The organism is Streptomyces erythrochromogenes, assembly GCF_040684695.1.
GTDB lineage: Bacteria > Actinomycetota > Actinomycetes > Streptomycetales > Streptomycetaceae > Streptomyces > Streptomyces erythrochromogenes_C.
This window is the reverse complement of record NZ_JBFBGM010000027.1, coordinates 78,231-102,371: the sequence shown is the minus strand read 5'-3', so window position 1 is coordinate 102,371 and position 24,141 is coordinate 78,231. Positions and strand designations below refer to the sequence as shown.

At 73.1% G+C, this 24,141-nt stretch carries 24 protein-coding genes; 9 read left to right on the top strand and 15 right to left on the bottom strand.

From position 1 onward, the window contains the following. The first annotated feature begins 536 nt into the window (after positions 1–536). Positions 537–905 carry a hypothetical protein gene (locus tag AB0O53_RS30855; protein WP_031150302.1) on the top strand — a complete coding sequence of 123 codons (369 nt, stop codon included), beginning with the start codon at positions 537–539 and terminating at the stop codon, positions 903–905. Next, positions 898–1,317, top strand: coding sequence for a hypothetical protein (locus AB0O53_RS30850; RefSeq protein ID WP_350998072.1), 420 nt, complete (start codon positions 898–900; stop codon positions 1,315–1,317). Before AB0O53_RS30855 ends, AB0O53_RS30850 begins: the two co-directional genes overlap by 8 nt. Positions 1,318–1,332: 15 nt before the next feature. On the opposite strand, the gene AB0O53_RS30845 is transcribed toward AB0O53_RS30850, so the two are convergent. The 3 genes from AB0O53_RS30845 to AB0O53_RS30835 all read right to left on the bottom strand — a co-directional run bounded on the left by AB0O53_RS30845 (position 1,333) and on the right by AB0O53_RS30835 (position 3,665). Continuing rightward, on the bottom strand, positions 1,333–1,839 hold the full coding sequence (locus AB0O53_RS30845; RefSeq protein ID WP_350998437.1) for a GNAT family N-acetyltransferase: 507 nt from the start codon (positions 1,837–1,839) through the stop codon (positions 1,333–1,335). A 37-nt stretch (positions 1,840–1,876) separates the two neighbouring features. Then, positions 1,877–2,413 (bottom strand): RNA polymerase sigma factor, encoded by a 537-nt coding sequence (locus tag AB0O53_RS30840; RefSeq protein WP_365200024.1) that lies wholly within the window; start codon positions 2,411–2,413, stop codon positions 1,877–1,879. A gap of 73 nt (positions 2,414–2,486) precedes the next feature. Further along, positions 2,487–3,665, bottom strand: a complete 1,179-nt coding sequence (locus tag AB0O53_RS30835; RefSeq protein ID WP_365200023.1) for a glycerophosphodiester phosphodiesterase — start codon at positions 3,663–3,665, stop codon at positions 2,487–2,489. Positions 3,666–3,990: 325 nt separating this feature from the next. On the opposite strand from AB0O53_RS30835, the gene AB0O53_RS30830 reads away from it, so the two are divergent. Further along, positions 3,991–4,620, top strand: a complete 630-nt coding sequence (locus tag AB0O53_RS30830) for a lysophospholipid acyltransferase family protein (RefSeq protein WP_350998081.1) — start codon at positions 3,991–3,993, stop codon at positions 4,618–4,620. Positions 4,621–4,649: 29 nt separating this feature from the next. Here the strand turns inward: AB0O53_RS30830 and AB0O53_RS30825 are convergent, their stop codons facing one another. From AB0O53_RS30825 to AB0O53_RS30815, 3 genes are all read right to left on the bottom strand, one after another. Continuing rightward, on the bottom strand, positions 4,650–6,125 hold the full coding sequence (locus AB0O53_RS30825; protein ID WP_350998083.1) for a membrane-associated oxidoreductase: 1,476 nt from the start codon (positions 6,123–6,125) through the stop codon (positions 4,650–4,652). 72 nt (positions 6,126–6,197) lie between these two features. After that, positions 6,198–7,742, bottom strand: a complete 1,545-nt coding sequence (locus AB0O53_RS30820) for an MFS transporter (RefSeq protein WP_350998086.1) — start codon at positions 7,740–7,742, stop codon at positions 6,198–6,200. Then, a complete protein-coding gene (locus AB0O53_RS30815; RefSeq protein WP_365200019.1) occupies positions 7,739–8,290 on the bottom strand; it encodes a TetR/AcrR family transcriptional regulator in 552 nt (183 codons plus the stop codon). The genes AB0O53_RS30820 and AB0O53_RS30815 overlap by 4 nt, the downstream gene beginning before the upstream one ends. Positions 8,291–8,379: 89 nt before the next feature. Between AB0O53_RS30815 and AB0O53_RS30810 the strand changes: the two genes are divergently transcribed. Then, positions 8,380–8,889 carry an HAD domain-containing protein gene (locus AB0O53_RS30810; protein ID WP_350998092.1) on the top strand — a complete coding sequence of 170 codons (510 nt, stop codon included), beginning with the start codon at positions 8,380–8,382 and terminating at the stop codon, positions 8,887–8,889. A gap of 101 nt (positions 8,890–8,990) precedes the next feature. Further along, positions 8,991–10,160, top strand: a complete 1,170-nt coding sequence (locus AB0O53_RS30805) for a hypothetical protein (RefSeq protein WP_365200016.1) — start codon at positions 8,991–8,993, stop codon at positions 10,158–10,160. 173 nt (positions 10,161–10,333) lie between these two features. Here the strand turns inward: AB0O53_RS30805 and argH are convergent, their stop codons facing one another. Next, the gene (gene argH, locus AB0O53_RS30800; protein WP_350998098.1) at positions 10,334–11,764 is read right to left on the bottom strand and encodes an argininosuccinate lyase; all 1,431 of its coding nucleotides are present in this window, start codon (positions 11,762–11,764) and stop codon (positions 10,334–10,336) included. A 294-nt stretch (positions 11,765–12,058) separates the two neighbouring features. Here argH and AB0O53_RS30795 point away from each other — a divergent pair, with 294 nt between their 5' ends. Genes AB0O53_RS30795 through AB0O53_RS30785 form a run of 3 tightly spaced genes read left to right on the top strand, consistent with a single transcriptional unit; the run spans position 12,059 to position 14,906 of the window. Beyond that, positions 12,059–13,576 carry a hypothetical protein gene (locus tag AB0O53_RS30795; protein WP_365200013.1) on the top strand — a complete coding sequence of 506 codons (1,518 nt, stop codon included), beginning with the start codon at positions 12,059–12,061 and terminating at the stop codon, positions 13,574–13,576. A 43-nt stretch (positions 13,577–13,619) separates the two neighbouring features. After that, complete coding sequence (locus AB0O53_RS30790) at positions 13,620–14,201, top strand: pyridoxamine 5'-phosphate oxidase family protein (protein WP_350998104.1); 582 nt, start codon at positions 13,620–13,622, stop codon at positions 14,199–14,201. A gap of 6 nt (positions 14,202–14,207) precedes the next feature. Further along, entirely contained in the window at positions 14,208–14,906 is a 699-nt protein-coding gene (locus AB0O53_RS30785) for a L,D-transpeptidase family protein (protein WP_350998440.1), read from the top strand. On the opposite strand, the gene AB0O53_RS30780 is transcribed toward AB0O53_RS30785, so the two are convergent. The 8 genes from AB0O53_RS30780 to AB0O53_RS30745 form a co-directional block, all read right to left on the bottom strand. Continuing rightward, positions 14,893–15,846 carry a hypothetical protein gene (locus AB0O53_RS30780; protein WP_365200009.1) on the bottom strand — a complete coding sequence of 318 codons (954 nt, stop codon included), beginning with the start codon at positions 15,844–15,846 and terminating at the stop codon, positions 14,893–14,895. The two genes, AB0O53_RS30785 and AB0O53_RS30780, sit on opposite strands and share 14 nt — an antisense overlap. 92 nt (positions 15,847–15,938) lie before the next feature. Continuing rightward, positions 15,939–16,475: an arginine repressor gene (locus tag AB0O53_RS30775; protein WP_350998110.1), complete on the bottom strand. Its 537-nt coding sequence runs from the start codon at positions 16,473–16,475 to the stop codon at positions 15,939–15,941. Positions 16,476–16,482: 7 nt separating this feature from the next. After that, on the bottom strand, positions 16,483–17,688 hold the full coding sequence (locus AB0O53_RS30770) for an acetylornithine transaminase (RefSeq protein ID WP_350998113.1): 1,206 nt from the start codon (positions 17,686–17,688) through the stop codon (positions 16,483–16,485). Further along, a complete protein-coding gene (gene argB / locus AB0O53_RS30765; RefSeq protein WP_350998115.1) occupies positions 17,685–18,629 on the bottom strand; it encodes an acetylglutamate kinase in 945 nt (314 codons plus the stop codon). The genes AB0O53_RS30770 and argB overlap by 4 nt, the downstream gene beginning before the upstream one ends. After that, positions 18,626–19,798: a bifunctional glutamate N-acetyltransferase/amino-acid acetyltransferase ArgJ gene (gene argJ, locus AB0O53_RS30760; RefSeq protein ID WP_365200005.1), complete on the bottom strand. Its 1,173-nt coding sequence runs from the start codon at positions 19,796–19,798 to the stop codon at positions 18,626–18,628. The genes argB and argJ overlap by 4 nt, the downstream gene beginning before the upstream one ends. Next, the gene (gene argC, locus AB0O53_RS30755) at positions 19,795–20,823 is read right to left on the bottom strand and encodes an N-acetyl-gamma-glutamyl-phosphate reductase (protein ID WP_350998120.1); all 1,029 of its coding nucleotides are present in this window, start codon (positions 20,821–20,823) and stop codon (positions 19,795–19,797) included. Before argC ends, argJ begins: the two co-directional genes overlap by 4 nt. 311 nt (positions 20,824–21,134) lie before the next feature. Then, positions 21,135–21,710: a histidine phosphatase family protein gene (locus tag AB0O53_RS30750; RefSeq protein ID WP_350998123.1), complete on the bottom strand. Its 576-nt coding sequence runs from the start codon at positions 21,708–21,710 to the stop codon at positions 21,135–21,137. Between the two features lie 31 nt (positions 21,711–21,741). Beyond that, on the bottom strand, positions 21,742–23,190 hold the full coding sequence (locus AB0O53_RS30745; protein WP_350998126.1) for an aminotransferase-like domain-containing protein: 1,449 nt from the start codon (positions 23,188–23,190) through the stop codon (positions 21,742–21,744). Between AB0O53_RS30745 and AB0O53_RS30740 the strand changes: the two genes are divergently transcribed. Beyond that, on the top strand, positions 23,189–24,100 hold the full coding sequence (locus tag AB0O53_RS30740; RefSeq protein ID WP_365200001.1) for a DMT family transporter: 912 nt from the start codon (positions 23,189–23,191) through the stop codon (positions 24,098–24,100). The genes AB0O53_RS30745 and AB0O53_RS30740 overlap by 2 nt on opposite strands. Positions 24,101–24,141 lie beyond the last annotated feature (41 nt).

Genomic DNA, 24,141 nt, shown 5'->3' with positions numbered 1-24,141 from the left:
ACATCTGGGGACGCGATACGGGACGAACCGTCAGAAATCGATGGGGTCGACGCGTGCGCGGGGCATGAGTGGGCCGTGCTGTCCATCAGGCGGTGACGTACTGGCGCGGCCGGTCTCGCTTCGGGGCGCGAGGCTCAGGAAGGGGCCCTCAGAAGGCGCACATTCGACACATACAGCGAGCACCGGGCGTCATCGTCGCCTCGGTCGCAAGGGTGCGGCTGCTCGTCGTGGTCATGGGCCCCAGTAAAGCAGACGTATCCCCTCACCGATCAAAGCTGTCCGGATAGCGGACGCGAATCGACCGCATATCGGACTACACCGGTCAGTCACGACCATCCGTCCCACTCTGCCGACATCGCCGCTGACCTGCGCCGACGCCGCTGTCCCGAGCCGCCGCCGGACGTCTTCGCGGGGGCCGGCCGCGGGCTCTTCTGTGGTCAAGGCCACGGCCGGGGCACGGGTCCGGCGGCCGCGCCCCGGCCGTGGCGGGAAGGGGCGCGCGCATCGGGTCTTTCGGCCCGTAATACCCTCGCTGCATGCTCGACGCCCTGACGGTCGCCATCGGCGTGGCCGCACTCGCCCTCGCCGCCTGGTGCGGTTTCGCCGCGCTGCGGGACCAGCCGACCAAGGACTGGCACTTCATCGGCATGGCCGTCGTGACCGTCCTGGTCCTGGCCCAGCTGGTGATCGGCCTGGTCCAGCTGGCCAGGGGCGAGAAGCCCGACGAGGGCTCGGTGATCTTCGTGGCCTACCTGCTCGGCGCCTTCGCCGCGGTACCGGCCGCCGGGCTGCTCTCGCTGACCGAGCGGACCAAGTGGGGCTCGGTGACGGTGGCCGCGGGCGCGGTCGTCCTCGCCGTCCTCGAAGTACGGCTCTACGACATCTGGGGAACGACCGGTGCCTGACGCTGACACGACGACCGCGACCCCCGCCGGGCGCAAGCGGCTGGTCTCCGGGCCCGGGCTGCTGCTGGTGTGGCTGTACGGGGTGATGGTGGTGGGCGCGGTCTCGCGGTCGGCCTTCCAGATCTCCACCGAGTTCGACCGGGCGCCGCTGGCCTACTCGCTGTCCGCGGTGGCGGCACTGGCCTACGCGTTCATCACGTACTCGCTGGTGCGCGGCGGCGAGACGGCGCGCAAGGCGGCGCTGGTCTGCTGCGCCGCGGAACTGGCGGGCGTACTGGCCGTGGGCACGTGGACCGTGCTGCGTCCGGAGTCCTTCCCCGACACGACGGTCTGGTCGCAGTTCGGGATGGGCTACCTGTTCATCCCGGTGATCCTGCCGATCACCGGGATGCTCTGGCTGCGCAAGCGCTAGGCGCCGTCGTCGGGCTCAGGCGCTGACCGCGTAGTCGGTCGGGTCCTTGGCTTCCTTCTCCAGGATCACCAGCTGCACGCCGTCGGAGGCCGTGCGGCCGCCGACCTTGACGTAGCCGGCCTTGCGGTAGAGGCGCAGGTTGGACTCGCTCTTGTGACCGGTGTGCAGGCGGAAGCGGGTGGCGGTGCCGGGGCCGGCGAGGGCCTCCTCCACGGCGCGCAGCAGGCGCGCGCCGAGTCCGTGGCCCTGGAGGCGGGGGTGGACGCAGAGCTTGGCGATCTTGGCGGTGCCCTCCTCGTCCACGCTGCCGCGCACGGTGCCGACGATCTCGTCGCCGAGCCGGGCCACGAGGACGGTGTCCGTCGCGAGCTCCCCCTTGAGGGAGTCCAGGGACTGGGTGAGCGGCTGGATGAGGTAGTTGCCGTACAGCTCCGCCTCGCGCTGGAAGGCCAGGTACTGCAGTTTGAAGATCTGCTCGGCGTCCTCGGCGACCGCCGCCGAAATGGTCACGCTCATGCCCATGTGCGCATGCCTCCAGCTCACCTGGTAGCCCTTTGGTCTACCGCTCCATTCCCCGAAGGCCAGGAGCCGCAACCTCTGCCGTCAGCATTCTGCGCAGACATCCCAGGCAACGGGAACGCACGGGCCCTAAACTTCCTTGTGAGATACCCAACTCTCCTGCGATTTCACGGTATGTGAGGTCTCTGGGCGAAAGAAGTGCCTTCATCAGCTCGGGACAGCGTCCGGGCAACCGGGCGACGGCCGATCGGAGTGCGCGGTTCACCTCCCCGTGCAGCAGGGCGTCTTCGGGCACGGGCCCGTCCGCGGGCCGGCGACGGTGGTCGTACGGGATCTCGCGCCGCGCCCGGCGCCGTGCGAGGCGGGCCTCCGCCCGTACCGCCCGGCGCAGCCAGCGGGCGGGTTCGGCCGGGTCGGCGCGATCGGGCGCGCGCCGGCCGCTCTCCAGCAGCCTGACCCAGACGGCTTGTTCGAGGTCGGCCGCGTCCACTCCGGCGCCCGGGGCCTCCGCCGCCGCTTCCGCGGAGAGCAGCGGGCCCAGTTCGGTCACGAGGTCGGGGTCCTTCAGCAGGTCCATGCCGAGCGGGACGAGTGGGCCGCGCCCGGCGGTTTCCCCGCCGGGCGCGGCCCACTCGTTCGGGAAGCGGGGCTCAGCCGTTGACGGGGCGCCGGCCCGGGCGGAAGGCCTCGGCGGCGAGCAGTCCGGTGTCGGGGTTGTCGGTGAAGATGCCGTCGATGCCCTGTTCGAAGTAGGTGCGGAAGGCGCCGAGGGCGTCGCCGTACGCGGCCGGGTCCGTGCCCCGGCGGTATTCGGCCGGCAGGAAGCTGTTCTCGTTGCGCGCGGTGTAGGGGTGCAGGAGCAGTCCGCGGGCGTGGGCGTCCTTGACCAGCGTGGTGGGAGTGCCGAGCTTGCCGGCCGCGTCGCGCGGGAGGATCAGGTCCATGGTGGGGCCGATGCCCTGGGCGAACCCGGCGATCCACTTCAGCCCCTCGGGCTTGACCAGGTCGGCGACCCTGCGCGGGTCCCCCGCCTGCTCGAAGTCCCAGGGGCGGGTGCCCGCGGCCGAGAGCAGGACGACGCGGGGCGCGGAGACCAGCCGGGAGAGCCGCTGGATGCTGGAGGGCTCGAAGGACTGGAGGAAGACGGCGGCGTCGCGGCCGTCGCGCCCGTAGCGGCGCAGCAGCCGGGCGAGGGGCTCCTCCAGGCCGAGGCCGAGGCCGCGGAAGTAGCTGGGGTGCTTGGTCTCGACGTGCAGCCAGACGGGCTCGCCGCGCCGCCGTCCCTCGCGGTCGGCCCAGCGGAGGACCTCTTCGAAGGTGGGGACGGCCCACTGGCCGTCGTAGAGGGTGTTGCGCTGGCGGACGGCGGGGATGCGCTCCTTCGCGCGCAGGGTCTTCAGCTCGGCGAGGGTGAAGTCCTCGGTGAACCAGCCGGTGACCGCGACCCCGTCGACGGTCTTGGTGGTGCGCCGGGAGGCGAACTCGCGGTGGTCGGCGACGTCGGTGGTCCCGCCGATCTCGTTCTCGTGGCGGCACACCAGGTGGCCGTCCCGGGTCGGGACCAGGTCCTGCTCGACGACGTCCGCCCCCAGGTCGAGGGCCAGCCGGTAGGAGCCGAGCGTGTGCTCCGGCCGGTAGCCGCTCGCACCGCGATGGCCGATGACCGTCGGGTACGGCAGGCCCCGGTAGCCCCCGCCGCCGTGCCCGCCGCCCGCCGCGGACGGGGAGGCCGCGGAGGCCGTGCCCGCCGCGAGGGAGGTGATCCCCGTCCCCGCCGCCAGGACCGCCGCCCCCAGGACCGTGCGCCGCGCTGCCCCACCCTGTGTCATGACTGCCACTCCTCGTCGTGAAAGGGGCCGGCGGTCCCGCGACCTGTGGCGTCACGGCGTTCCGCGGCCCGCGATCGGCGTGCCGATGGTAGGCAAAGGGGGGTGGCCGCGGGGGGTGCCTCGAAGGCACATCCGGGGAACTTGGCGAAAACGCGCGTCAACAATACGTATCCGACACGTGAACCCGATGTGCGCTCGGAGCTGACCCGCGAGTATCGTCCTCACCTGCGCCACCACCGAGCGGTGGGGGCGCGCGCCGCTTTTCGATGCCGGAGGGCCCACGTTGTTCCGTACGAAGCTCATCAAAGCCACTGTCGGACCGGTCATGCGCACGATGTTCCGCACCCGCGTGGAGGGCGTCGAGAACATCCCCGGGTCCGGACCGGTGATTCTGGCGGGCAACCACCTCACCTTCATCGACTCCATGATCCTCCCGCTGGTGTGCGACCGTACGGTCCACTTCATCGGCAAGGACGAGTACGTGACGGGCAAGGGCATCAAGGGCCGGCTCATGGCGTGGTTCTTCACCGGCGCCGGCATGATCCCCGTCGACCGCGACGGGGCCAACGGCGGGGTCGCGGCCCTGATGACGGGCCGCCGGATCCTCGAAGAGGGCAAGATCTTCGGCATCTACCCGGAGGGCACCCGCTCCCCCGACGGCCGGCTCTACCGCGGCCGTACCGGCATCGCCCGCCTGACCCTGATGACCGGCGCCCCCGTGGTGCCGTTCGCGATGATCGGCACGGACAAGCTGCAGCCCGGCGGCGCCGGCATGCCGCGCCCGGGCCGGGTCACCGTCCGGTTCGGCGAGCCGATGGAGTTCTCCCGCTACGAGGGCATGGACCGCGACCGGTACGTGCTGCGGGCCGTCACCGACTCGGTGATGGCCGAGGTCATGCGGCTCTCGGGCCAGGAGTACGTGGACATGTACGCGACCAAGGCGAAGGCCGCGTAGGACCGCCCGCCCCCGCTCCCCCGCGGTCCTCACTGTCGCCGCAGTGACCGGCTGACGCCCGCCGCCGTCGTGGTGGCGAGGATCCAGCCGGTCACGATCAGCAGGTACGACAGCCACTGGTGCCAGCCGCTCGGCGCGAAGGCCTGTTCCTGGCCGAATCCGATGATCGGCAGCATCAGGTCGATGGTGTAGAAGACGGCGTTGAAGTCCGGCGCCTCGCCCTGCTTGAGCGGGCGCGGCGGCTGCAGCGCGAACGCGATCGCCCCGGTGAGCAGCAGCGCCGTCAGCCACCCCGCCGCGCGCAGCGGGCGGAAGCCGTAGCCGACGGTCGCGTCCTGCAGGAGCCCCCACAGGCGGGTGTGCCGGGGCAGGGTGCGGCGGTGCCTGCGCAGCTTGGCGAGCTGGACGGTACGGGCGGCCGCCTCGTCGCCCGCCGTACGGTAGGCCGCCGCCAGCTGTTCGTAGGCGTACGGGAGGTAGCCCGACTCCTCGCGCTCCAGCGCGGGCAACCGCTCCTCGGCGGGCAGGTGCGGGGCCAGCGTGCGGTAGGTCAGGCCGTCGATGCGGATCTGATCGGGCCAGGTCTCGGGCGATATGTGCAGCATGTCGACGTGGGAGCGACGCAGGTTGACCATGCCCTGGATGCGGTCGCAGCGGCGCAGCCACACCTCGCCGATGGTGCAGCTGGAGGCGCGCAGGGCGGTTCCGCCCGGGTTGGCGAAGACCGCGCGGGCCAGGTTGAGCTGGCCGGGTATCCGGGCACCGGTGAGGTTGACCATGCCGCGGGCCTCCAGTCGGTGGGCCCGCAGGTCCGTGCCGACGGACAGGGTCTCGGCGTGCAGGGCGATGCCGCCCGGGGTGAGCAGGCGGGCGTTGTCGAGGCTGACCTGGCCGCCGACGACGGCTCCGTTGAGGCGGAACTGGCCGTGGACGGTCAGGTCGTTGGCGATGATGTCGGTGCCGACCTCGGCGTGGTTGAGCTGGAGCGGGGGTTCGTCCGCCTCCTCGCCCGACGTGGGGCCGACCACCGCGCCCTGGAGGAAGAGGCCGCCGGATATCTTGGCGCCCTGGAGCCGGACGGGGCCGCTGATCCGGCAGCAGGAGAGCCGCAGGACGACTTCGACGCGCAGGGTGGACGCGGTGAGCCCCGGCAGGGTGGAGTAGCCGAGGACGAGGGCCTTGAGCTGGGCTCCGTACAGGAGCGGCTTGCGTTCGAACCAGCAGTCGCGCATCCGGATCGGGTGGTCGACCACCGCGTAGCGCAGGTCGAGCTTGCCGACGATCCTCGCGCCCTTGATCTTGAGCCCGGCGACCCGGCCCTCGGCGGCGGGGGCGGCGCCCAGCAGCAGGGCGCGCAGCACCTCGGCCCGCAGGGTGCGGTCGGGGCCCCAGCCGGCGCCGTCGACGGAGCTGTCCTCGGGGTGCTCGCGGAAGTCGATTCCGTCGCCGCGCGGGAAGGCCTCCCAGACGCGGCGCTCGGCCGGGGTCAGATCGTTGATCTCCATCGCGGGGATGGTGTCCCGGGTTCGACGGACTGTCAACTCGGTCCGGGACACCGCCCCTTGGTGCGGCGAAGGTCAGTGTTCGACGCCGTCCTGGAGCCGCTGGCCCCGGAGCAGGAACCAGGCGGCCGCGGCGGTGGCCAGCAGTACGGCCGCGCCGACTCCGGAGGCGAGGCGCAGGCCGTCGACGAAGGCGTCCTGGGCGGCGCCGACCATGTGGGCGGCGGTCTGCGGGTCCAGCGTCTTTGCGGCCTCCACGGCGCCCCCGAGGGACTCGTGCGCGGCGTCGGCCACCGGTCCGCTCACGGAGGCCGGGGCGGTGAAGGACTGGTAGACGCCGGTGACGATGGAGCCGAGCAGGGCGATGCCGAGGGCGGCGCCGAGCTCGTACGCCGTCTCGGAGACGGCGGAGGCCGATCCGGCCTGCTCCTTGGGCACGCTGGAGAGGATCACGTCGGCGGTGACGGTGAAGGAGAAGCCGGCGCCGAGGCCGACGACGAGCAGGGCCGCGCCGAGCAGCGGGTAGCCGCTCTCCTTGTGGATCACGGTCAGGACGGCCAGGGCGGCGCCGATGGCGGCGAGGCCGCCGGTGACGACGGAGCGCACCGAGTACCGGCGGGCGTAGCGGCCCGCGACCAGGCCGGTGACCACGGCGCCGATGGCGGCGGGCAGTTCGGCCAGGCCGGCCTCCAGCGGGCCGCGGCCCTGGACGAGCTGGAGGAACTGGGAGAGGAAGAAGACCAGTCCGGACAGGCCGAAGACGGTGAGCAGGTCGGCGAGGACCGCGCCGGAGAAGCCGCGGTGCCGGAAGAGCCGCATGTCGAGCAGCGGGGACGGCAGGGTGAACTGGCGGCGGACGAAGCCGTACAGGGCGCCCGCGCCGAGGATCGCGGCGACCGCGACCTCCCAGGTCAAGCCGTGCGTGGCGGCTTCCTTGACGGCGTAGACCACGCCGATGACGCCGACGAGGGAGAGGCCCACGCTGAGCAGGTCCCAGGGACCGGCGACCGGGTTCTTGGACTCGGGAAGGAGCTTGATTCCGACGAGGACCAGGGCGATCATCACGGGGAGGTTGATGAGGAAGACCGAGCCCCACCAGAAGTGCTGCAGGAGGGCTCCGCCGACGACGGGGCCGACGGCCGCGCCGGCCGAGGCGGTGGCGCCCCAGATGCCGATGGCGAGGCTGCGCTCCCTGGGGTCGGTGAAGATGTTGCGGATCAGCGCCAGGGTGGACGGCATCAGGGTGGCGCCGGCCACGCCGAGCAGGGCGCGGGCGACGATCATCATCTCGGGGCTGGTGGCGTAGGCGTTCAGGACCGAGACGGCGCCGAAGGCGGTGGCGCCGACGAGGAGCAGCTTCTTGCGTCCGATCCGGTCGCCGAGGGAGCCCATGGACACCAGGAGTCCGGCGATGACGAAGGAGTAGATGTCGCCGATCCACAGCAGCTGGGTGCCGGACGGCTTGAGGTCTTCGCTGAGGGAGGGCGTGGCGAGGCCGAGGACCGTGGCGTCGACCGCGACGAGCAGCACGGCCAGGACGAGCACGGAGAGCGCGAGCCAGCGGCCGCGGCTCTTCTCCTCCACCCCCGTCTGACGTATCAGCTGTTCGGTACGGCTCATTTCTCCACACTCCGTCGGGCGCCACCGAGCAGCAGCTCGATGATCATGTATTGGAAGTCCTTGGCGGCGACCCGGCCGTCCATGACGGCCCAGGCACAGCTGCCGATGAGGCCGTACAGGGCCTCGGTGAGCCAGGCGGGGCTCAGGTCGATGCGGATGTCGCCCTCTTCCTGACCGCGCCGGAAGAGGGCGATCACGCGGGCGTCCAGCCGGGCCCAGCCCTCGTTGACCTCGTCGCCCTCGAACAGCTGGTTCTCGGTGACGAGGAAGGCCAGGAGCTGGGCGTTGGGCTCGGCCTCGGCGACGAGGCGCCGGAGCGCCTCCACCGCCGTGTCCTCGTCGAGGCGGGCGTTGTCGAATGCCACTTCGAATTCGCGGATCCCTAGGTCTTCGAGGGCGCGCACGAGGGCGTCGCGCCCGGCGAAGTGCCGGTGGAGGGTCGCGCGGCCGATTCCGGCGGCGCGGGCGACCTCGTCCATCGTGGCGGTCGATTTGCGGGAGAGCAGGGCGGCCGCGTCGCGGAGCACCTGGTCACGATCCATGGCCATGAGACAAACATACCCCAATTGAGACATGCGCGTCTCATTCTTTGGAAAAACGGGCTGCCTCCGGGCGGCCGGAAGGGAATCCTGCCGGGATGAAGCCACTGCTACTGATCGACGTCGACGGACCGCTGAACCCCTACGCGGCCCGGCCGCAGCGCCGCCCCGAGGGGTATTCCACCCACCGGATGCGACCGACGGGCTGGAGCGAGAAGGAGAGCGCGAAGCCGCTGCGGGTCTGGCTGAACCACGGCCACGGTGCGGAGCTGCTCGCGCTCGCGGACGCGTACGAACTGGTCTGGGCGACCACCTGGAAGGACGAGGCCAACGACTGGATAGGCCCGCACCTGGGGCTGCCCCGGCTCCCGTTCATCGACTGGCCGGTGATGCACGGCCGGGCGCCGCGCGGCACCTTCTGGAAGACCCAGTACATCCTTCCGTACGCGGGCGAGCGGCCCTTCGCCTGGATCGACGACGACATCACGGCGATGGACCGCGAGTACGTCGACCAGCGCCACCCGGCGCGGACCCTGCTGATGCGCATCGACGAGCGGATCGGCCTGGTCCGCGAGGACTTCGACGCCCTGGCGGACTGGGCGGCGTGACGAGCGGTGGCCGACGGCCACCACGGGCGGGGGTTTTGATCATGATCCGGCCGCGACTTAGCATGCGCATGCCCCCCTCCCCGTACGGACGAAAGCGACCCATGCGCCTGAAGCGGATCCTCGCCGCGACCGCCACCCTGTGCTGTCTGGCCACCCTCCCCGCGTGCGAGGAGGGCGGGCAGCCGGGCCCGCCGGCCTCGTCGCCGTCCGCGGCCGCCGCCGGGACGGGCCCGCTCGTCAAGGCCCAGCAGTACCTGCGGCAGTTCGCCAACTGCGACGACCTGAGCGACAGGCCCGACGACCCCCGGATGCCCAAGGGCGACTTCCCCAAGGCCGGGCAGTGGTCGGTGAAGGAGCTGGGCGTCTGCAGCGACAAGGTCCGCCAGGGCGAGATCGCCATCGCCGTACCGGCGGACATGAAGCAGTTCCAGGAGGGCTACAAGAAGTACGTCCTGGACCGGATGGACGGCGGTGACGGCTCCTACGGGATGGAGAGCCGGATCCTGATCGGCGAGGGCTTCGTCGCGGTCCCGACCAGCACCAGGACGGCGCTCGCGCTGGTCCGCTCCGACCTGCGGGTCCTGACCTGCAACCCGGGCGCCCCCGTCCCCAAGGGCTACAAGCGGCAGGACCCGCTGGTGGAGCACTGCAACCTCAGCGACTTCGTCGGCTCCCAGGACGGATCCGGCAGCCCGAACCTGGAGACCCCGCAGGACCCGGCGGGCGGGGGCGAGAAGCCGGGCCAGCCCACGACGGGCAGCCTGGGGCTCCCCCGCGCCGGCAGCATGGCCGAGCTCCGGACCCTCGTGGGCAGCAGCCTCGACTGCGAGAAGCACTTCTCGACCGATCCCGGTGCCGTCGCGATCGAGTCGATCGACTACGCGCCGGTGGTCACGGGCAGCGTCCTGGAGTGGGGCCTGTCGGGGCGCGCCCTGTGCGGGGAGCCCGCCGGGGCGCAGCGCGCCCGCGACCTGAGCTGGCTCGACACCGTCGTGGACATGAAGCTGCTCCAGACGAAGGCCAAGGCGGCCCAGTTGGCCGACTACAAGGACGACGGCAGGCTGAAGGAGACCGCGAGCCGGCTGCTCGTCGGGGAGAACATCGCCGTCGAGACCAACAGCCCGTCGTCCCGGCGCGGCCTCTACCAGCTGCAGTTCCTGTACCTGAACTGCGTTCCCGGCTTCTCCGCCCCGGCGGGCTACCGGCTGGAGAAGTCCAAGGTCGAGGGCTGCGTCCTGACGAACTGGGAGCCGGACCACCCGCTCGACTGATCAGGCGCCGGACACCGGGCGCAGGACGCCGGACGCGCCGGAGGGGCAGCGGGAGCACAGGGCTCCTGCCGCCCCTCCGGGCATTCCGCCGCGTGCGGACGTACAGGCCCGGACCCGGGGTCCGGGTCCCACGGGCGTGCGGGCCGCAGGGCGGCGGAAGCGGTGGGGGCCGTCTACTGCTTGTGGACGGCCCAGGCGTGCTGGATGACCAGGTCGGCCTTCAGCTCGTTGAGCTGGACCGCCACCGCCGAGGGGGCGGTGCCGCCGCGGCCCTTGCGGGAGGCGAGCGCGCCCTTGACGTTGAGGACGGTGCGGACCTCGGGGGTCAGGTGCTCCGAGATCTTCGCGAACTGCTCGTCCGTCAGCTCGTCCAGCTCGATGCCGAGCGCCTCGCACTCCTTGACGCACTCGCCGGCCACCTCGTGCGCCACGCGGAACGGCACGCCCTGCTTGACCAGCCACTCCGCGATGTCGGTGGCGAGCGAGAAGCCGGCCGGAGCCAGCTCCTCCATCCGCTCCCGGTTGACGGTGAGCGTGGCCATCATGCCGGTGAAGGCCGGCAGCAGGACCTCGAGGGTGTCGCAGGAGTCGAAGACGGGCTCCTTGTCCTCCTGGAGGTCCCGGTTGTAGGCCAGGGGCAGCGCCTTGAGGGTGGCGAGCAGACCGGTCAGGTTGCCGATGAGACGGCCGGACTTGCCGCGCGCCAGCTCCGCGATGTCCGGGTTCTTCTTCTGCGGCATGATCGACGAGCCGGTGGAGAAGGCGTCGTGCAGCGTCACGAAGGAGAACTCCTTCGTGTTCCAGATGATGATCTCCTCGGCGATCCGGGACAGGTTGATCCCGATCATCGCGGTGACGAAGGCGAACTCGGCGACGAAGTCGCGCGAGGCCGTGCCGTCGATCGAGTTGCCCACCGAACCCCGCTCGAAGCCCAGCTCCGCGGCGACCGCCTCCGGGTCCAGGCCCAGTGAGGAACCGGCCAGCGCGCCCGAGCCGTACGGCGAGACGGCCGTCCGCGTGTCCCACTGCCGCAGCCGCTCCGCGTCCCGGGACAGGGACTGCACGTGGGCCAGTACGTGGTGGGCGAAGAGCACCGGCTGCGCGTGCTGCAGGTGGGTGCGGCCCGGCATCGCCACGTCCGCGTGGCTCTCGGCGAGGCCGACCAGCGCGTCCTGGAGGTCGGCGATCAGGCCCCCGATGATCCGGGCGTGGTCGCGCAGGTACATCCGGAAGAGGGTGGCCACCTGGTCGTTGCGGGACCGGCCGGCCCGCAGCTTGCCGCCGAGGTCGGCGCCGAGCCGTTCCAGCAGGCCCCGCTCCAGCGCGGTGTGCACGTCCTCGTCGGCGATGGTGCCGGTGAAGGAGCCGTCGGCGACGTCCGCCTCCAGCCGGTCCAGGCCGGCGATCATGCGCTCGAGCTCGTCGGCCGTGAGCAGTCCGGCCGTGTGCAGCACGCGGGCGTGGGCACGCGAGCCGGCGATGTCGTAGGGCGCGAGGCGCCAGTCGAAGTGGACCGACGCGGACAGCTTCGCGAGGGCCTCGGCGGGACCGTCGGCGAACCGGCCGCCCCAGAGCCGGACGTCACCAGCGTTGTTGCTGCTCACAGCTACTGCTCCTCAAGACTGCATGTATGGATGTGCAACGGCCTCCCCGCCGCGGAGGTAACGGGGAGGCCGTCTTCGTGCGGGCTGTGCGGCGGAGGGTCAGGCCGGGTCGCGCTCGGTCACGGGGCTTCTCCCTGCGGTGCGTCCGACGACAGGCATAACTATGCATTGCTCCGTATGTTTCGTCAATCGTGGGCGGGTGGCAGGCGCGTGACCAGGGCGGATATTCCGGGCACGGGGCGTGACCGCCGCCTACGATCGGGCCCCGAAGGTCTTCGGGAGGGGTGGCGACGGATGCACCGCACAGAACGCGGCACGGGAGCCGGAAGCGATGCCGCGGCGGGGCGAGCCCTGGCGGAGGAGCTGCTGGACGGGTGCGCGGCCGCGGCGCCGCCGCCGGGTGCCGGGCCGGACGTCTGGCTCGCCTTCGCGGAGCAGGTCCGCAGCCGCGCCCACGGAGGGCGGCGGCCGCCGGTGCCGGCTCCCCCGGCGCTGCGCCTCTGCCACCCGAGCGGGTGGATCCGCGAGGCCGCCCTCGCCGAGCCCGACGCCCCCGTGGAACTGGTCGCCGTCCTGACCACCGACCGGGCCGCGCCCGTACGGGACCGGGCCCGCACCCTCATGGAGCGCACGCTGCGCACCCGCCCGGAGGCCACCCTGCGTGCGGTGACCCCGCTCGCGCTGCGGCTCGGCCGGCGCCACCGGGGCGACTGGGTCCTGGAGCGGTTCGAGGAGGCGCTGCTGCGGCAGGCCGCGGCCGCCCCGCCGTGGTGGCACCTGCCCGGACCGCCGACGGCATCGGGCGGCACGGCGGCACCGGGCGGTGCGACTGCGCCGGGCGGTGCGACGGCATCGGGCGGCACGACGGCCCACGTCCTCGCAGGACTGCTGGACGGCCCCGACCGGCAGGCACGGCAGTTCGCCGTCCGGCTGGCCCTCACCGGCCCCGGCCGGGCCGACGCCCTGGAGTGCGCCCGGCGGGCCGCCGCCGAGCCCGACCCGGCGACGGCCGCGCTCTGGACCGACGCCGCCCTGGCCGCCCCCGGATCCGAGGCGGACGCGGTGATCGACGTCCTGACCGGCGCCCGGATCCCGGCCGTGCGCGCCGCCGGGGTCACCGCGCTGCGCCGGGCCGGCCGCGCCGCCGAAGGAACGCGGTACCTCGCCGACGGCTCCGGGCTCGTCCGCGCGTGCGCCCGCTGGCTGGTCGGCCAGGACGGCGGCGACGCCCACGGGCACTACCGCTGGCTGGTCCGCGACCCCGCCGGGCCGTCCCCGTACGCCGTGGCGGGACTCGCCGAGTGCGGCCGGGAGGAGGACACGGATCTGCTGCGCGGGCTCGTGGCACACCCGGTCGGCCCGGTCCGGGCCGCCGCACTGGCCGGGCTGCGGCGCCGGGAGGCCGTCGTGGAGGACTCCGTCCTGCTCGCGCTGCTGGACGACCCGGCGCCGTCCGTGGCCCGCGAGGCGAGCCTGGCCCTGCTCCCGGTGGTCCGGCGCCTGGACCCCTCGTACCTCGCCGAGCGGCTGGACGTCCGCGGCCCGCTGCACGTCCGGCGCGCCGCCTTCCGGCTGCTGCGCGCCCGGGGCGGGATCCACGCACTGCGGGCGGCTGTCGCGCTGATCGACGACTGGCACCCGAGGACGCGCGCGACGGCGCGGGCGGCGGTGTACGCCTGCCCGTGGCACCCGGCCCGGTTCGACGGGGAGGCGGACAGGGCGGAGCTGGCGGCCCTGCTGAAGCGGTCCGCGAAGCTCTTCGACGACTACGGACTGGGCCTGCGGCGCGGCCGGTTGGGCCTCACGAGCTGAAATCCTGCGGCTCTCACCACGATCGTGGGCAGATAATCTGCTCATGGGAAAGCTCTACGAACGCATAGACGGCAGACTGCGCACGTTCATCGAGGAGCAGCCTGTCTTCTTCACCGCGACCGCCCCGCTCTCGGGTGACGGCCATGTCAACCTGTCCCCCAAGGGCCGCGCCGGGACCCTCGTCGTCATCGACGAACAGCGGCTCGCCTACCTGGACTTCGGCGGCAGCGGCGCCGAGACCATCGCCCACCTCCGCGAGAACGGCCGGATCACCCTCATGTGGTGCGCCTTCAGCGGTCCCCCGAACATCGTCCGCATCCACGGCGAGGGCGAGGCCGTCTTCCGCGACGACCCGCGCTGGCCCGGGCTGATCGGCCTGTTCGGTGAGGCCGACGGGCCCGGCGCGCGGGCGATCGTCCTCGTGCGCGCCCGGCGGATCGCCGACGTGTGCGGCTACGCCGTGCCGTTCATGGAGTACCAGGGCGAACGCACCCTCCATTCGGAGTACCTCGCCCGCAAGACGGACGAGGAGTTCGCCGAGTACTGCGAGAAGAAGGAGCACATCGCGACGAGCCTCGACGGCCTGCCTGCACTGCCCCTGCCCCTTCCTGCCCGTACCGTCTGACATGTGCTGCGTACCGCTCTCGTCACGGGCTCACTGATCGTCACGACCCTGCTCCCGCACGGGGCCGGGTCCTCGTCCGGGCCCCTGCCCGCCCGTCTCGCCGACACCGGCGGCGGCAGTCAGCTGATCACCGCCGTCGCGCCCGCGCCGGGATCCACGACCGGCCGCCTGACCTGGTGGGACCGGCGGGCGGGGCGCTGGTACGAGGCCGGGAGCGCGCCCGCCCGGTTCGGGGCGAACGGCCTGACCGAGGGCGCGACCCGTACCCAGGGCACGAGCACCACCCCGACGGGCCTGTACGCGCTGCCGTACGCCTTCGGGATCCGGCGGGCGCCGGCCGGGACGCAGTACGGCTACCGGCGGGTGACCGCGGACTCCTGGTGGTGCCAGGACAACGCCTCGGCCGCGTACAACCGCTGGGTGGAGCCGCTGCCCGCGGACTGCGCGCCGGGCGAGGCCGAGCACCTGGTCACCTACGAGAAGCAGTACGCGCACGCGCTGCTGATCGCCTTCAACTACGACCGGCCGGTGCGCGGACGGGGAGCCGGGATCTTCCTGCACGTCAACGGCAAGGGTGCGACGGCCGGTTGCGTGTCGGTGCCCGAGCGGGACATGCGGGCGCTGCTGCGCTGGGCGGACCCGGACCGGCGCCCGCACATCGCGATCGGCACGCAGGAGGGGCCGCTCGCGATCACCCGCTACTAGGGGCGGCGGCGCCGGGCGCGGCGTCAGGCCCGTCCTGGTCCTGGTCCGCGCGGTCGTGCTCGTGCTCGTCGGAGGCCCGGTACTCGTACGCGTCCTCCCACCAGACCTTGTCGTCCAGCCACGCGTCGTCCTCGTCGTCGGCCCCCTCGTCGGCCTCTTCGTGGACGACCGTGTCGGCGCCGCGCCACGTGTCGAGGTCGGCGCCGCTCCGCAGCACCAGCGTGCGCCGCTCCTCGTCCAGCGCCGCGAGGGCCGGGTGCGGCGCGGAGCGCACCATGTCGCCCAGCGGGTCGCCGGGGTCCGTGCGCTCCCGGACCGCCCCTGCGGCCTTCGCGGCCAGCGGCAGCGCCGCCAGGCCGAGGGCGGCCACCACGGTGAGGGCCCCCTCCCGCAGGCCCTGCGGGCGACCGGTCACCAGCAGCGCGCCCGCGAGGAGCCAGAACAGCATCACCAGGGCGATGCCCGCACAGGTGACGCAGGTCAGGAAGAGGTTCCCCGGCCCGTCGGGCATCCGCGGGAGCACGGGCAGCGCCGCGTCCCGTTCGCTCCGGTACGCGCTGCGGCGCTGCCGGTACTCCTCGTCGCTCCGGTCGATCCAGCCGATCGACACGGGCTGCGGATCGTGCCGGCGTACGGCCTCCAGCAGGGCGGCGGGCAGCGGGTGGGCGGGTGTCCGGGCGGGGTCGCGGCCCCGCCCGGTCAGGAACGCGGCGCCCTCCCCGTCGATCCGGAGGTACCCGTCGAGGACGAGTTCGGCGGCGGCCGCCTCGGTCGCCTCCTGCCGCAACTGGGCGGCGTGGTACGGCTCCAGCTCGACGGCGGCGACCAGCCGGAGCGTCCGGCCGCGGACCCGCGCGCGGCGCCACCACAGCAGGGCGACGGGCCCGTAGACGGCTGCGGTCACGGCGGAAACCAGTACGGCGAGGGCGAATTGGCGCACGCCCGGAGGCTATGTCGGCGGACGCCGCCGCAGCACCGGGATTTCCGGCGCCCCGGCTCTCCCCGCCGGCTCTGCCCGCGCCCCGCCCCGGCTCAGCCCTCCTTCTGCGCCAGCCGCAGGAGGTGGTCGGCGAGGGCCTGGCCGCCCGCCGGGTCCCGGCTGATCAGCATCAGGGTGTCGTCACCGGCGATCGTGCCGAGGATCTCGCGGAGTTCGGCCTGGTCGATGGCCGAGGCGAGGAACTGCGCGGCGCCCGGCGGCGTGCGCAGGACCACGAGGTTCGCCGAGGCCTCGGCGGAGATCAGCAGTTCCCCGGAGAGGCGCCGCATGCGCTCCTCCTTCGCGGATTCGCCGAGAGGCGCCTGCGGGGTGCGGAAACCGCCCTCGCTGGGCACGGCGTAGATCAGCTCGCCGCCGGTGTTGCGGATCTTCACCGCGCCCAGCTCGTCGAGGTCGCGGGAGAGCGTCGCCTGGGTGACGCTCAGCCCGTCGTCGGCGAGCAGCTTCGCCAGCTGGCTCTGGGAGCGGACCGGCTGCCGGTTGAGGATGTCCACGATCCGGCGGTGCCGCGCGGTGCGGGTCTGCGGGACGGCCTGTCCGCCGTGCTCGTTGTCCTGCGCCTGGGTCATCGTCGTCTCATTCTCCGGATCCGTCCCCGCCTGCTGCGTCAAGGATGCCGGGCAGGGCCCGTACGAACGCGTCCGCCTCGGCCTCGGTGAGCACGTACGGGGGCATGAGCCGTACGACGTCGGGGGCGGGCGCGTTGACCAGGAAGCCGGCGTCCTGAGCCGCCTGCTGCACCTTGGGTGCGAGCGGCTCGGTCAGCACGATACCCAGCAGCAGTCCGGCGCCGCGGACGTGGGACACCAGTGGGTGCCCCGAGGACTCGATGCCCGAGCGCAGCCGCTCCCCCCGCGCCTTGACCCGGTCGAGCAGGTCGTCGGCGGCGATGGTGTCGATGACGGCGAGGCCCGCGGCGCAGGCGACCGGGTTCCCGCCGAAGGTGGTGCCGTGCTGGCCGGGCCGGAGCAGGTCGCCGGTGGGCCCGAAGGCGACCACGGCGCCGATGGGCAGGCCGCCGCCGAGCCCCTTGGCCAGGGTGACGATGTCGGGCTCGACGCCCTCGTGGGCCTGGTGCTCGAACCACTGGCCGCAGCGGCCGATGCCGGTCTGGACCTCGTCGAGGACCAGCAGGGTGCCGGTGGCCCGGGTGATCTCGCGGGCGGCGGTCAGGTATCCGGCCGGGGGCACGACGACGCCGTTCTCGCCCTGGATCGGCTCGATGACGACGAGTGCGGTCTCCTCGGTGACGGCGGCCCGCAGGGCCTCGACGTCGCCGTAGGGGACGTGGGTGACGTCGCCGGGCAGGGGCAGGAAGGGCTCCTGCTTCTTCGGCTGGCCGGTGAGCGCGAGGGCGCCCATGGTGCGGCCGTGGAAGCCGCCGTCGGTGGCGACCATGTGGGTCCGCCCGGTCAGCCGGCCGATCTTGAAGGCGGCCTCGATGCTCTCGGCGCCGGAGTTGCAGAAGAAGACCTTGCCGGGGCGGCCGAAGAGCTGGAGCAGCCGCTCGCCGAGGGCGACGACCGGCTCGGAGATGAAGAGGTTGGAGACGTGGCCGAGGGTGGAGATCTGCTCGGTCACGGCCGTCACGATCGCCGGGTGGGCGTGGCCGAGGGCGTTGACGGCGATGCCGCCGACGAAGTCGGTGTACTGCTTGCCGTCGGCGTCCCACACCTGGGCGCCGCTGCCGCGCACGAGGGCGACGGCGGGCGTGCCGTAGTTGTCGGCCAGCGCCCCCTGCCACCGTGCGCCGTACTCCTGGTTGCCGGTGCCCTGCGTCATGCTGCTCCCCCTGGCTGCTGGTCGGGCACGACCATCGTGCCGATGCCGGAGTCCGTGAAGATCTCCAGCAGGATCGAGTGCGGGATCCGTCCGTCGAGGACGCGGGCGGTGCCGACGCCGCTGCGCACGGCGTGCAGGCAGCCCTCCATCTTGGGCACCATGCCGCTGGACAGCTCGGGCAGGAGCTTCTCCAGCTCGCCGACGGTGAGCTTGCTGATGACCTCGTCGCTGTTCGGCCAGTCGGCGTAGAGGCCCTCGACGTCGGTGAGGACCATCAGCGTCTCGGCGCCGAGGGAGGCCGCGAGGGCCGCGGCCGCCGTGTCGGCGTTGACGTTGTAGACGTGGTGGTCGTCGGCGCTGCGCGCGATGGAGGAGATGACCGGGATCCGGCCGTCGGCCAGCAGCGCCTCGATGGCGCCGGTGTCGACGTCGATGATCTCGCCGACCCGGCCGATGTCGATGAGCTCGCCGTCGATCTCCGGGCTGTGCTTGGTCGCGGTGATGGTGCGGGCGTCCTCGCCGGTCATGCCGACGGCGAGCGGCCCGTGCTGGTTGAGCAGTCCGACCAGCTCGCGCTGGACCTGGCCCGCCAGGACCATCCGTACGACGTCCATGGCCTCCGGGGTCGTCACGCGCAGGCCGGCCTTGAACTCGCTGACCAGGCCCTGCTTGTCGAGCTGGGCGTTGATCTGCGGGCCGCCGCCGTGCACGACGACCGGCTTGAGGCCGGCCTGGTGCAGGAAGACCACGTCCTGGGCGAAGGCGGCCTTGAGGTCCTCGTCGATCATGGCGTTGCCGCCGAACTTGATGACGACGACCTTGCCGTTGTGGCGCCGGAGCCAGGGCAGGGCCTCGATGAGGATCTGGGCCTTGGGCAGGGCGGTGTGCTTGCGGGCGGTGCCGCCGGAGGTGCCGGGCTGTCCGGCCTTCTCGTCGCTCATGAGGAGTAGGCGCTGTTCTCGTGGACGTACTCGGCGGTGAGGTCGTTGGCCCAGATGACGGCCGATTCAGCGCCGGTGGAGAGGTCCGCGGTGATGCGGACCTCGCGGTCCTTCATGGAGACGAGGTCGCGGTCCTCGCCGACCGAGCCGTTCTTGCAGACCCACACGCCGTTGATGGCGACGTTCAGCCGGTCCGGGTCGAAGGCGGCCCCGGTGGTGCCGATCGCGGACAGCACGCGGCCCCAGTTCGGGTCCTCGCCGTGGATGGCGCACTTGAGCAGGTTGTTGCGGGCGATGGAGCGGCCGACCTCGACGGCGTCGTCCTCGGTGGCCGCGCCGATGACCTCGATGCGGATGTCCTTGCTGGCGCCCTCGGCGTCGCCGATCAGCTGGCGGGCGAGGTCGTCGCAGACCTTGCGCACGGCGTCGGCGAAGTCCGCGTACGCGGGGACCTGGCCGGAGGCCCCGGAGGCGAGCAGCAGCACCGTGTCGTTGGTGGACATGCAGCCGTCGGAGTCGACCCGGTCGAAGGTGGTGCGGGTGGCGGAGCGCAGCGCCTTGTCGAGGGTGGCACCCTCCACGTCGGCGTCGGTGGTGAGGACGACGAGCATGGTGGCCAGGCCCGGGGCGAGCATGCCCGCGCCCTTGGCCATGCCGCCGACCGTCCAGCCCCCCTGGGTGACGGTGGCGGTCTTGTGCACGGTGTCGGTGGTCTTGATGGCGATGGCGGCGGCCTCGCCGCCGTCCTCGGACAGGGCCGCGGCGGCGGTCTCGATGCCGGGGAGCAGCTTGTCCATGGGGAGCAGGACGCCGATCAGTCCGGTGGAGGCGACGGCGACCTCGCCGGCGTTGTGCTCCGCGCCGAGACCGATCGCGTTGAGGGTGGCGGCGACCTTCTCCGCCGTGGCGTGGGTGTCCTGGAAGCCCTTGGGGCCGGTGCAGGCGTTGGCGCCGCCGGAGTTGAGGACCACGGCGCTGACGGTGCCGCCGCGCAGGACCTGCTCGGACCAGTGGACGGGCGCGGCCTTGACGCGGTTGGAGGTGAAGACGCCGGCGGCGGCCAGGCGCGGCCCGTTATTGACCACGAGGGCCAGGTCCGGGTTGCCGTTGGCCTTGATCCCGGCGGCGATGCCCGCCGCCGCGAATCCCTGTGCAGCCGTAACACTCACGGCGCGACTCCAATCGTGGAAAGCCCGAGCTGCTCGGGGAGCCCGAGGGCGATGTTCATGCTCTGCACCGCACCGCCGGCGGTGCCCTTGGTGAGGTTGTCGATGGCGCTGACGGCGATGATCCGCCGGGCGGACTCGTCGTGGACGACCTGGACGTGGACGGCGTTGGAGCCGTGGACGGACTTGGTGGACGGCATCCGGCCCTCGGGCAGCAGGTGGACGAAGGGCTCGTCCGCGTACGCCTTCTCGTAGGCCGCGCGCAGCGACTCGGCCGTGGTGCCGGGGCGGGCCTTGGCCGAGCAGGTGGCGAGGATGCCGCGGGCCATGGGCACGAGGGTCGGCGTGAAGGAGACGCAGACCCGTTCGCCCGCGAGCGGGCTGAGGTTCTGCACCATCTCGGGCGTGTGCCGGTGGCCGCCGCCCACGCCGTACGGGGTCACGTTGCCCATGACCTCGGCGCCGAGCAGGTGCGGCTTGAGCGCCTTGCCCGCGCCGGAGGTGCCGGTGGCGGCGACGATCACGGCCTCGGGCTCGGCGAGCTGGGCCTGGTAGGCCGGGTAGAGGGCGAGGGAGACGGCGGTGGGGAAGCAGCCGGGGACGGCGATCCGCTTGGTGCCCTCCAGCGCGGCGCGGGCGCCGGGGAGTTCGGGGAGGCCGTAGGGCCAGGTGCCGGCGTGCGGGGCGCCGTAGAACCTGTCCCAGTCGGCCGCGTCCTTGAGCCGGTGGTCGGCGCCCATGTCGACGACGAGGACGTCGTCCCCGAGCTGGGCGGCGACGGCGGCGGACTGGCCGTGCGGGAGGGCGAGGAAGACGACGTCGTGGCCGGCGAGGGCCTGCGGGGTGGTCGCCTCCAGGGTGCGCCCGGCGAGCGGCACGAGGTGCGGTTGCAGGGAGCCGAGGAGCTGTCCGGCGTTGGAGTTGCCGGTCAGGGCGCCGATCTCCACCTCGGGGTGCGAGAGCAGCAGGCGCAGGACTTCTCCGCCCGCGTACCCGCTCGCTCCGGCCACCGCTACACGTACCACCATCGGACCCTCCTCATCGATGGCATGACTATACGTACCGCTGCACGTTTATGCAATGTCGTGGATCTCGGCGGAAGGGCCTCCCGGAGAACGAGGACGCGCCGGCGCCCCTCCGGAAGATGTGTAGCAGGAAAGCCCCCGCCGCGGCGCCGATTGCGCCGGTGACGCAGGGAGCCGGTCCCGCAGTTGGACCGTGCTGGGCGGTCCGGTGCCGTGAGCGGGGTCCCGTCGACGAGACGGCGGCGGGCAGGCGGGCGGGACGGTGGCGGCCCGGCCGCCGTCGGGGCGGGGCCGGGCCGGATGTCACGCGGTCTTCACGCGGGGGCCTGCAGGCAGAGGTGCCACCGGCCGGGGCAGCCCGTGAGGGTCACCGTCGACAGGGGCCGGACGTCCACGTTCCAGTAGGTCAGCGGGGGCGCGTTCAGGGCGTAGACCAGAGCGGCCCGGACCACCGAGGGTTCCGCCACCGCCACGATCGCGCCGCCGTCGTCGGCCGGCCGGGTGTCGAGCCATCCGCCGATCCGGGAGATGAAGGCGAGCAGCGACTCGCCCCCGTGCGGGGCGGCCCGCGGGTCGCTGAGCCACTGGTCGACGGCTTCGGGCTCCTGTGCGGTGACCTCGGCGAGGGTCAGCCCCCGCCAGCGGCCCATGTCGCACTCGCGCAGCGCCGGCTGGGCCAGCGGCGCGTACCCGAGGGCCTCGCCCGTGGCCCGGCTGCGCGGGGTGGGCGAGCAGTAGCGCAACTCGGCCGCGCCCAGGGGTACGAGGCCCTGCGCGGCGGACTCCACCGTCCGCCAGCCGACCCCGTCCAGCGGGCGGTCGTCGTCGAAGCGCTCGGCGAGCAGCGAGGAACTACGGGCTGCTGCGACAAGCGAAACCCGAACATGCATGCGGTGATGGTGGGCCGCGCGGGGCAGCGGGTCAAGCGTCCGGAGTACGCGCCTCCTCCCCCAGGCCCGACCGCACCCGCTGCACGGCCTCCACGAGTTCGCCCGGGCCGGAGACTCCGGCGAAGCTCAGGCGGACGTACGCAGCGGGCGGCTCGGCGCAGAAGTAGGGGCGGCCGGGGGCCACCGCCACCCCGGCGCGCAGGGCCGTGGCCGCGAAGGACGCGTCGTCCCCGCCGCCGGTCATCCTGGCCCACAGCTGATAGCCGCCCGAGGGCAGGTGGGGCACGGTCAGACCGGGCAGCTCCCGTCGCAGCGCGCCCGCGAGGACGTCGCGCCGGTGGCGCAGTTCGGCGGCCACCGTGCGCAGGTGGCGCGGCCAGGCGGGGGCGCCGACCAGTTCCAGCGCCGCCTCCTGGAGCGGCCGGGGCACGAAGAAGCTGTCCACGACCTGGACGGCGCGCAGCCGGTCCACCACCGGGCCGCGGGCGGCCAGTGCGCCGACCCGCAGGCTGGGCGAGGTGGCCTTGGTCAGGGACCTGACGTGCACGACCACCCCGTCGTGGTCCTCGGCGGCCAGGGTCGCGGGCAGCGGCCCGCAGTCGTCGTGGGCGAGGGAGCGGGCGTAGTCGTCCTCGACCACGAAGGCCCCCGCGGCGCGCGCGATCCGCAGCACCTCGGCCCTCCGGTCGGGGGCCAGTACCGCGCCGGTGGGGTTCTGGAAGAGCGGCTGGCAGACGAACACCCGCGCGCCGGTCGCCTCGAAGGCGGCGGCCAGGAGTTCCGGCCGGACCCCGTCGGCGTCCACCGGTACGGGCACCGGCCGGCACCCGGAGGCGCGGGCGATGGCCAGCAGCCCGGGGTAGGTCGGGGACTCCACGAGGATCGGCGCCCCGGGCGGGGCCAGCGCCCGCAGGGCGGTGGTCAGCGCGCTCTGCCCGCCCGCGGTCACCAGGACGTCGGCGGCCCCGACCGCCCCGCCGATCTCGCGGGCGAACCAGTCGCGCAGCTCGGGCAGGCCCTCCATGGGCGGCCGGTCCCAGGCGCCGGGGCGCCGCCCCGCCCGGGCGAGGGCGGCGGCCATGGCCCGCTCGGGCTGGATGGAGGCGTGCAGGTATCCGCTGTTGAGGGGGATCACCGACGGCGGCGGCGCGGCCAGGCAGGCCAGCACCCCGGAGGCGTCCACCGACCGCGGAACGACGTCCCCGGCTCCCTCGGCGCTGAGTGCGACCTCCTGCCAGGAGGTGTCCCCGGCCGAGGGGAGCGCCGTGCGCGGGGCGGCGCGGAAGACACCGGCGCCGGGCCGGGTGACGACGAGGCCCTCGGCGGCGAGCTGCGCGAGGGCCCGGGAGACGGTGACGGGGCTGACCCGGTAGCGCTCGACCAGAGCACGGCTCGACGGCAGCTTTCCACCCACCGAGTAGCGGTTCAGTTCAGACCTCAGAGAATCTGCCAGCTCCGCCACACTGCTACGCTCATACATGACAGCACAGAATAGCGCTACTCTCCCGACCGCGATAGCGGTGAAGCATCCGCTGCTGCGGGGCACGGCCCTCGCCTCGCTCGGCGTCGTCGCGTTCTCGCTGACCTTCCCCGCCACCGCCTGGGGCCTGGAGAGCTTCGGCCCGTGGTCGCTGGTGGCCCTGCGCAGTGTCCTGGCCGCGGCCATCGCGGGCGTCTTCCTGCTGGCCCGCCGGGTGGCGCCGCCGGCCCGCGAGCACTGGGCGGGCCTCGCCGTCGTCGCCGGCGGGGTGGTCGTCGGCTTCCCGCTGCTGACGACCCTGGCGCTGCAGACCTCCACCACCTCGCACGCCGCCGTCGTCGTCGGCCTCCTGCCGCTGACCACGGCCGCGCTGTCCGCACTGCGTACCGGCAACCGGCCCCCGCGGGCCTTCTGGGCCGCGGCCGTGGCCGGGGCCGTGGTGGTGCTGGGCTTCACCCTCGCGCAGAGCGGCGGCTCCCTGTCCGCCGGCGACGGCTACCTGTTCGCCGCGCTGCTGGTGTGCGCGGCCGGGTACACCGAGGGCGGGCGGCTGGCCCGCACCCTGCCGGGCTGGCAGGTGATCGGCTGGGCCCTGGTGCTGTGCCTGCCGCTCAGCGCGGCCGGCTCGGTGCTCGGGCTCGCGTACGAGCCGGTGCACCTCACCGGCCACGGGCTGGCCGGGCTGGTGTGGGCGGCGGCCGGGTCCACCTTCCTCGGCCTGTACGTCTGGTACCGCGGCATGGCCGAGATCGGGGCGCCCCGGGCCAGCCAGCTCCAGCTCGCGCAGCCGCTGCTGACGCTGGTCTGGTCCGTGGCGCTCCTCGGGGAGCACCTCGCGCCCGCCGCACCGGCCGCGGCCTGCGCGGTTCTCGTCTGCATTGCGGTGACCCAACGGGTCAAACAGTCATAGAACGACCTAAACTGCTAGCACCGGATCGGAGCGCCACCGAG

Coding starts and splice junctions, on each gene's coding strand:
- AB0O53_RS30855 (WP_031150302.1), top strand. CDS start 537: ATGCTCGACGCCCTGACGGTCGCCATCGGCGTGGCCGCACTCGCCCTC.
- AB0O53_RS30845 (WP_350998437.1), bottom strand. CDS start 1,839: ATGGGCATGAGCGTGACCATTTCGGCGGCGGTCGCCGAGGACGCCGAG.
- AB0O53_RS30840 (WP_365200024.1), bottom strand. CDS start 2,413: ATGGACCTGCTGAAGGACCCCGACCTCGTGACCGAACTGGGCCCGCTG.
- AB0O53_RS30835 (WP_365200023.1), bottom strand. CDS start 3,665: ATGACACAGGGTGGGGCAGCGCGGCGCACGGTCCTGGGGGCGGCGGTC.
- AB0O53_RS30830 (WP_350998081.1), top strand. CDS start 3,991: ATGCGCACGATGTTCCGCACCCGCGTGGAGGGCGTCGAGAACATCCCC.
- AB0O53_RS30825 (WP_350998083.1), bottom strand. CDS start 6,125: ATGGAGATCAACGATCTGACCCCGGCCGAGCGCCGCGTCTGGGAGGCC.
- AB0O53_RS30820 (WP_350998086.1), bottom strand. CDS start 7,742: ATGAGCCGTACCGAACAGCTGATACGTCAGACGGGGGTGGAGGAGAAG.
- AB0O53_RS30815 (WP_365200019.1), bottom strand. CDS start 8,290: ATGGCCATGGATCGTGACCAGGTGCTCCGCGACGCGGCCGCCCTGCTC.
- AB0O53_RS30810 (WP_350998092.1), top strand. CDS start 8,380: ATGAAGCCACTGCTACTGATCGACGTCGACGGACCGCTGAACCCCTAC.
- AB0O53_RS30805 (WP_365200016.1), top strand. CDS start 8,991: ATGCGCCTGAAGCGGATCCTCGCCGCGACCGCCACCCTGTGCTGTCTG.
- AB0O53_RS30795 (WP_365200013.1), top strand. CDS start 12,059: ATGCACCGCACAGAACGCGGCACGGGAGCCGGAAGCGATGCCGCGGCG.
- AB0O53_RS30790 (WP_350998104.1), top strand. CDS start 13,620: ATGGGAAAGCTCTACGAACGCATAGACGGCAGACTGCGCACGTTCATC.
- AB0O53_RS30775 (WP_350998110.1), bottom strand. CDS start 16,475: ATGACCCAGGCGCAGGACAACGAGCACGGCGGACAGGCCGTCCCGCAG.
- AB0O53_RS30770 (WP_350998113.1), bottom strand. CDS start 17,688: ATGACGCAGGGCACCGGCAACCAGGAGTACGGCGCACGGTGGCAGGGG.
- argB (WP_350998115.1), bottom strand. CDS start 18,629: ATGAGCGACGAGAAGGCCGGACAGCCCGGCACCTCCGGCGGCACCGCC.
- argC (WP_350998120.1), bottom strand. CDS start 20,823: ATGGTGGTACGTGTAGCGGTGGCCGGAGCGAGCGGGTACGCGGGCGGA.
- AB0O53_RS30750 (WP_350998123.1), bottom strand. CDS start 21,710: ATGCATGTTCGGGTTTCGCTTGTCGCAGCAGCCCGTAGTTCCTCGCTG.
- AB0O53_RS30740 (WP_365200001.1), top strand. CDS start 23,189: ATGACAGCACAGAATAGCGCTACTCTCCCGACCGCGATAGCGGTGAAG.
- AB0O53_RS30745 (WP_350998126.1), bottom strand. CDS start 23,190: ATGTATGAGCGTAGCAGTGTGGCGGAGCTGGCAGATTCTCTGAGGTCT.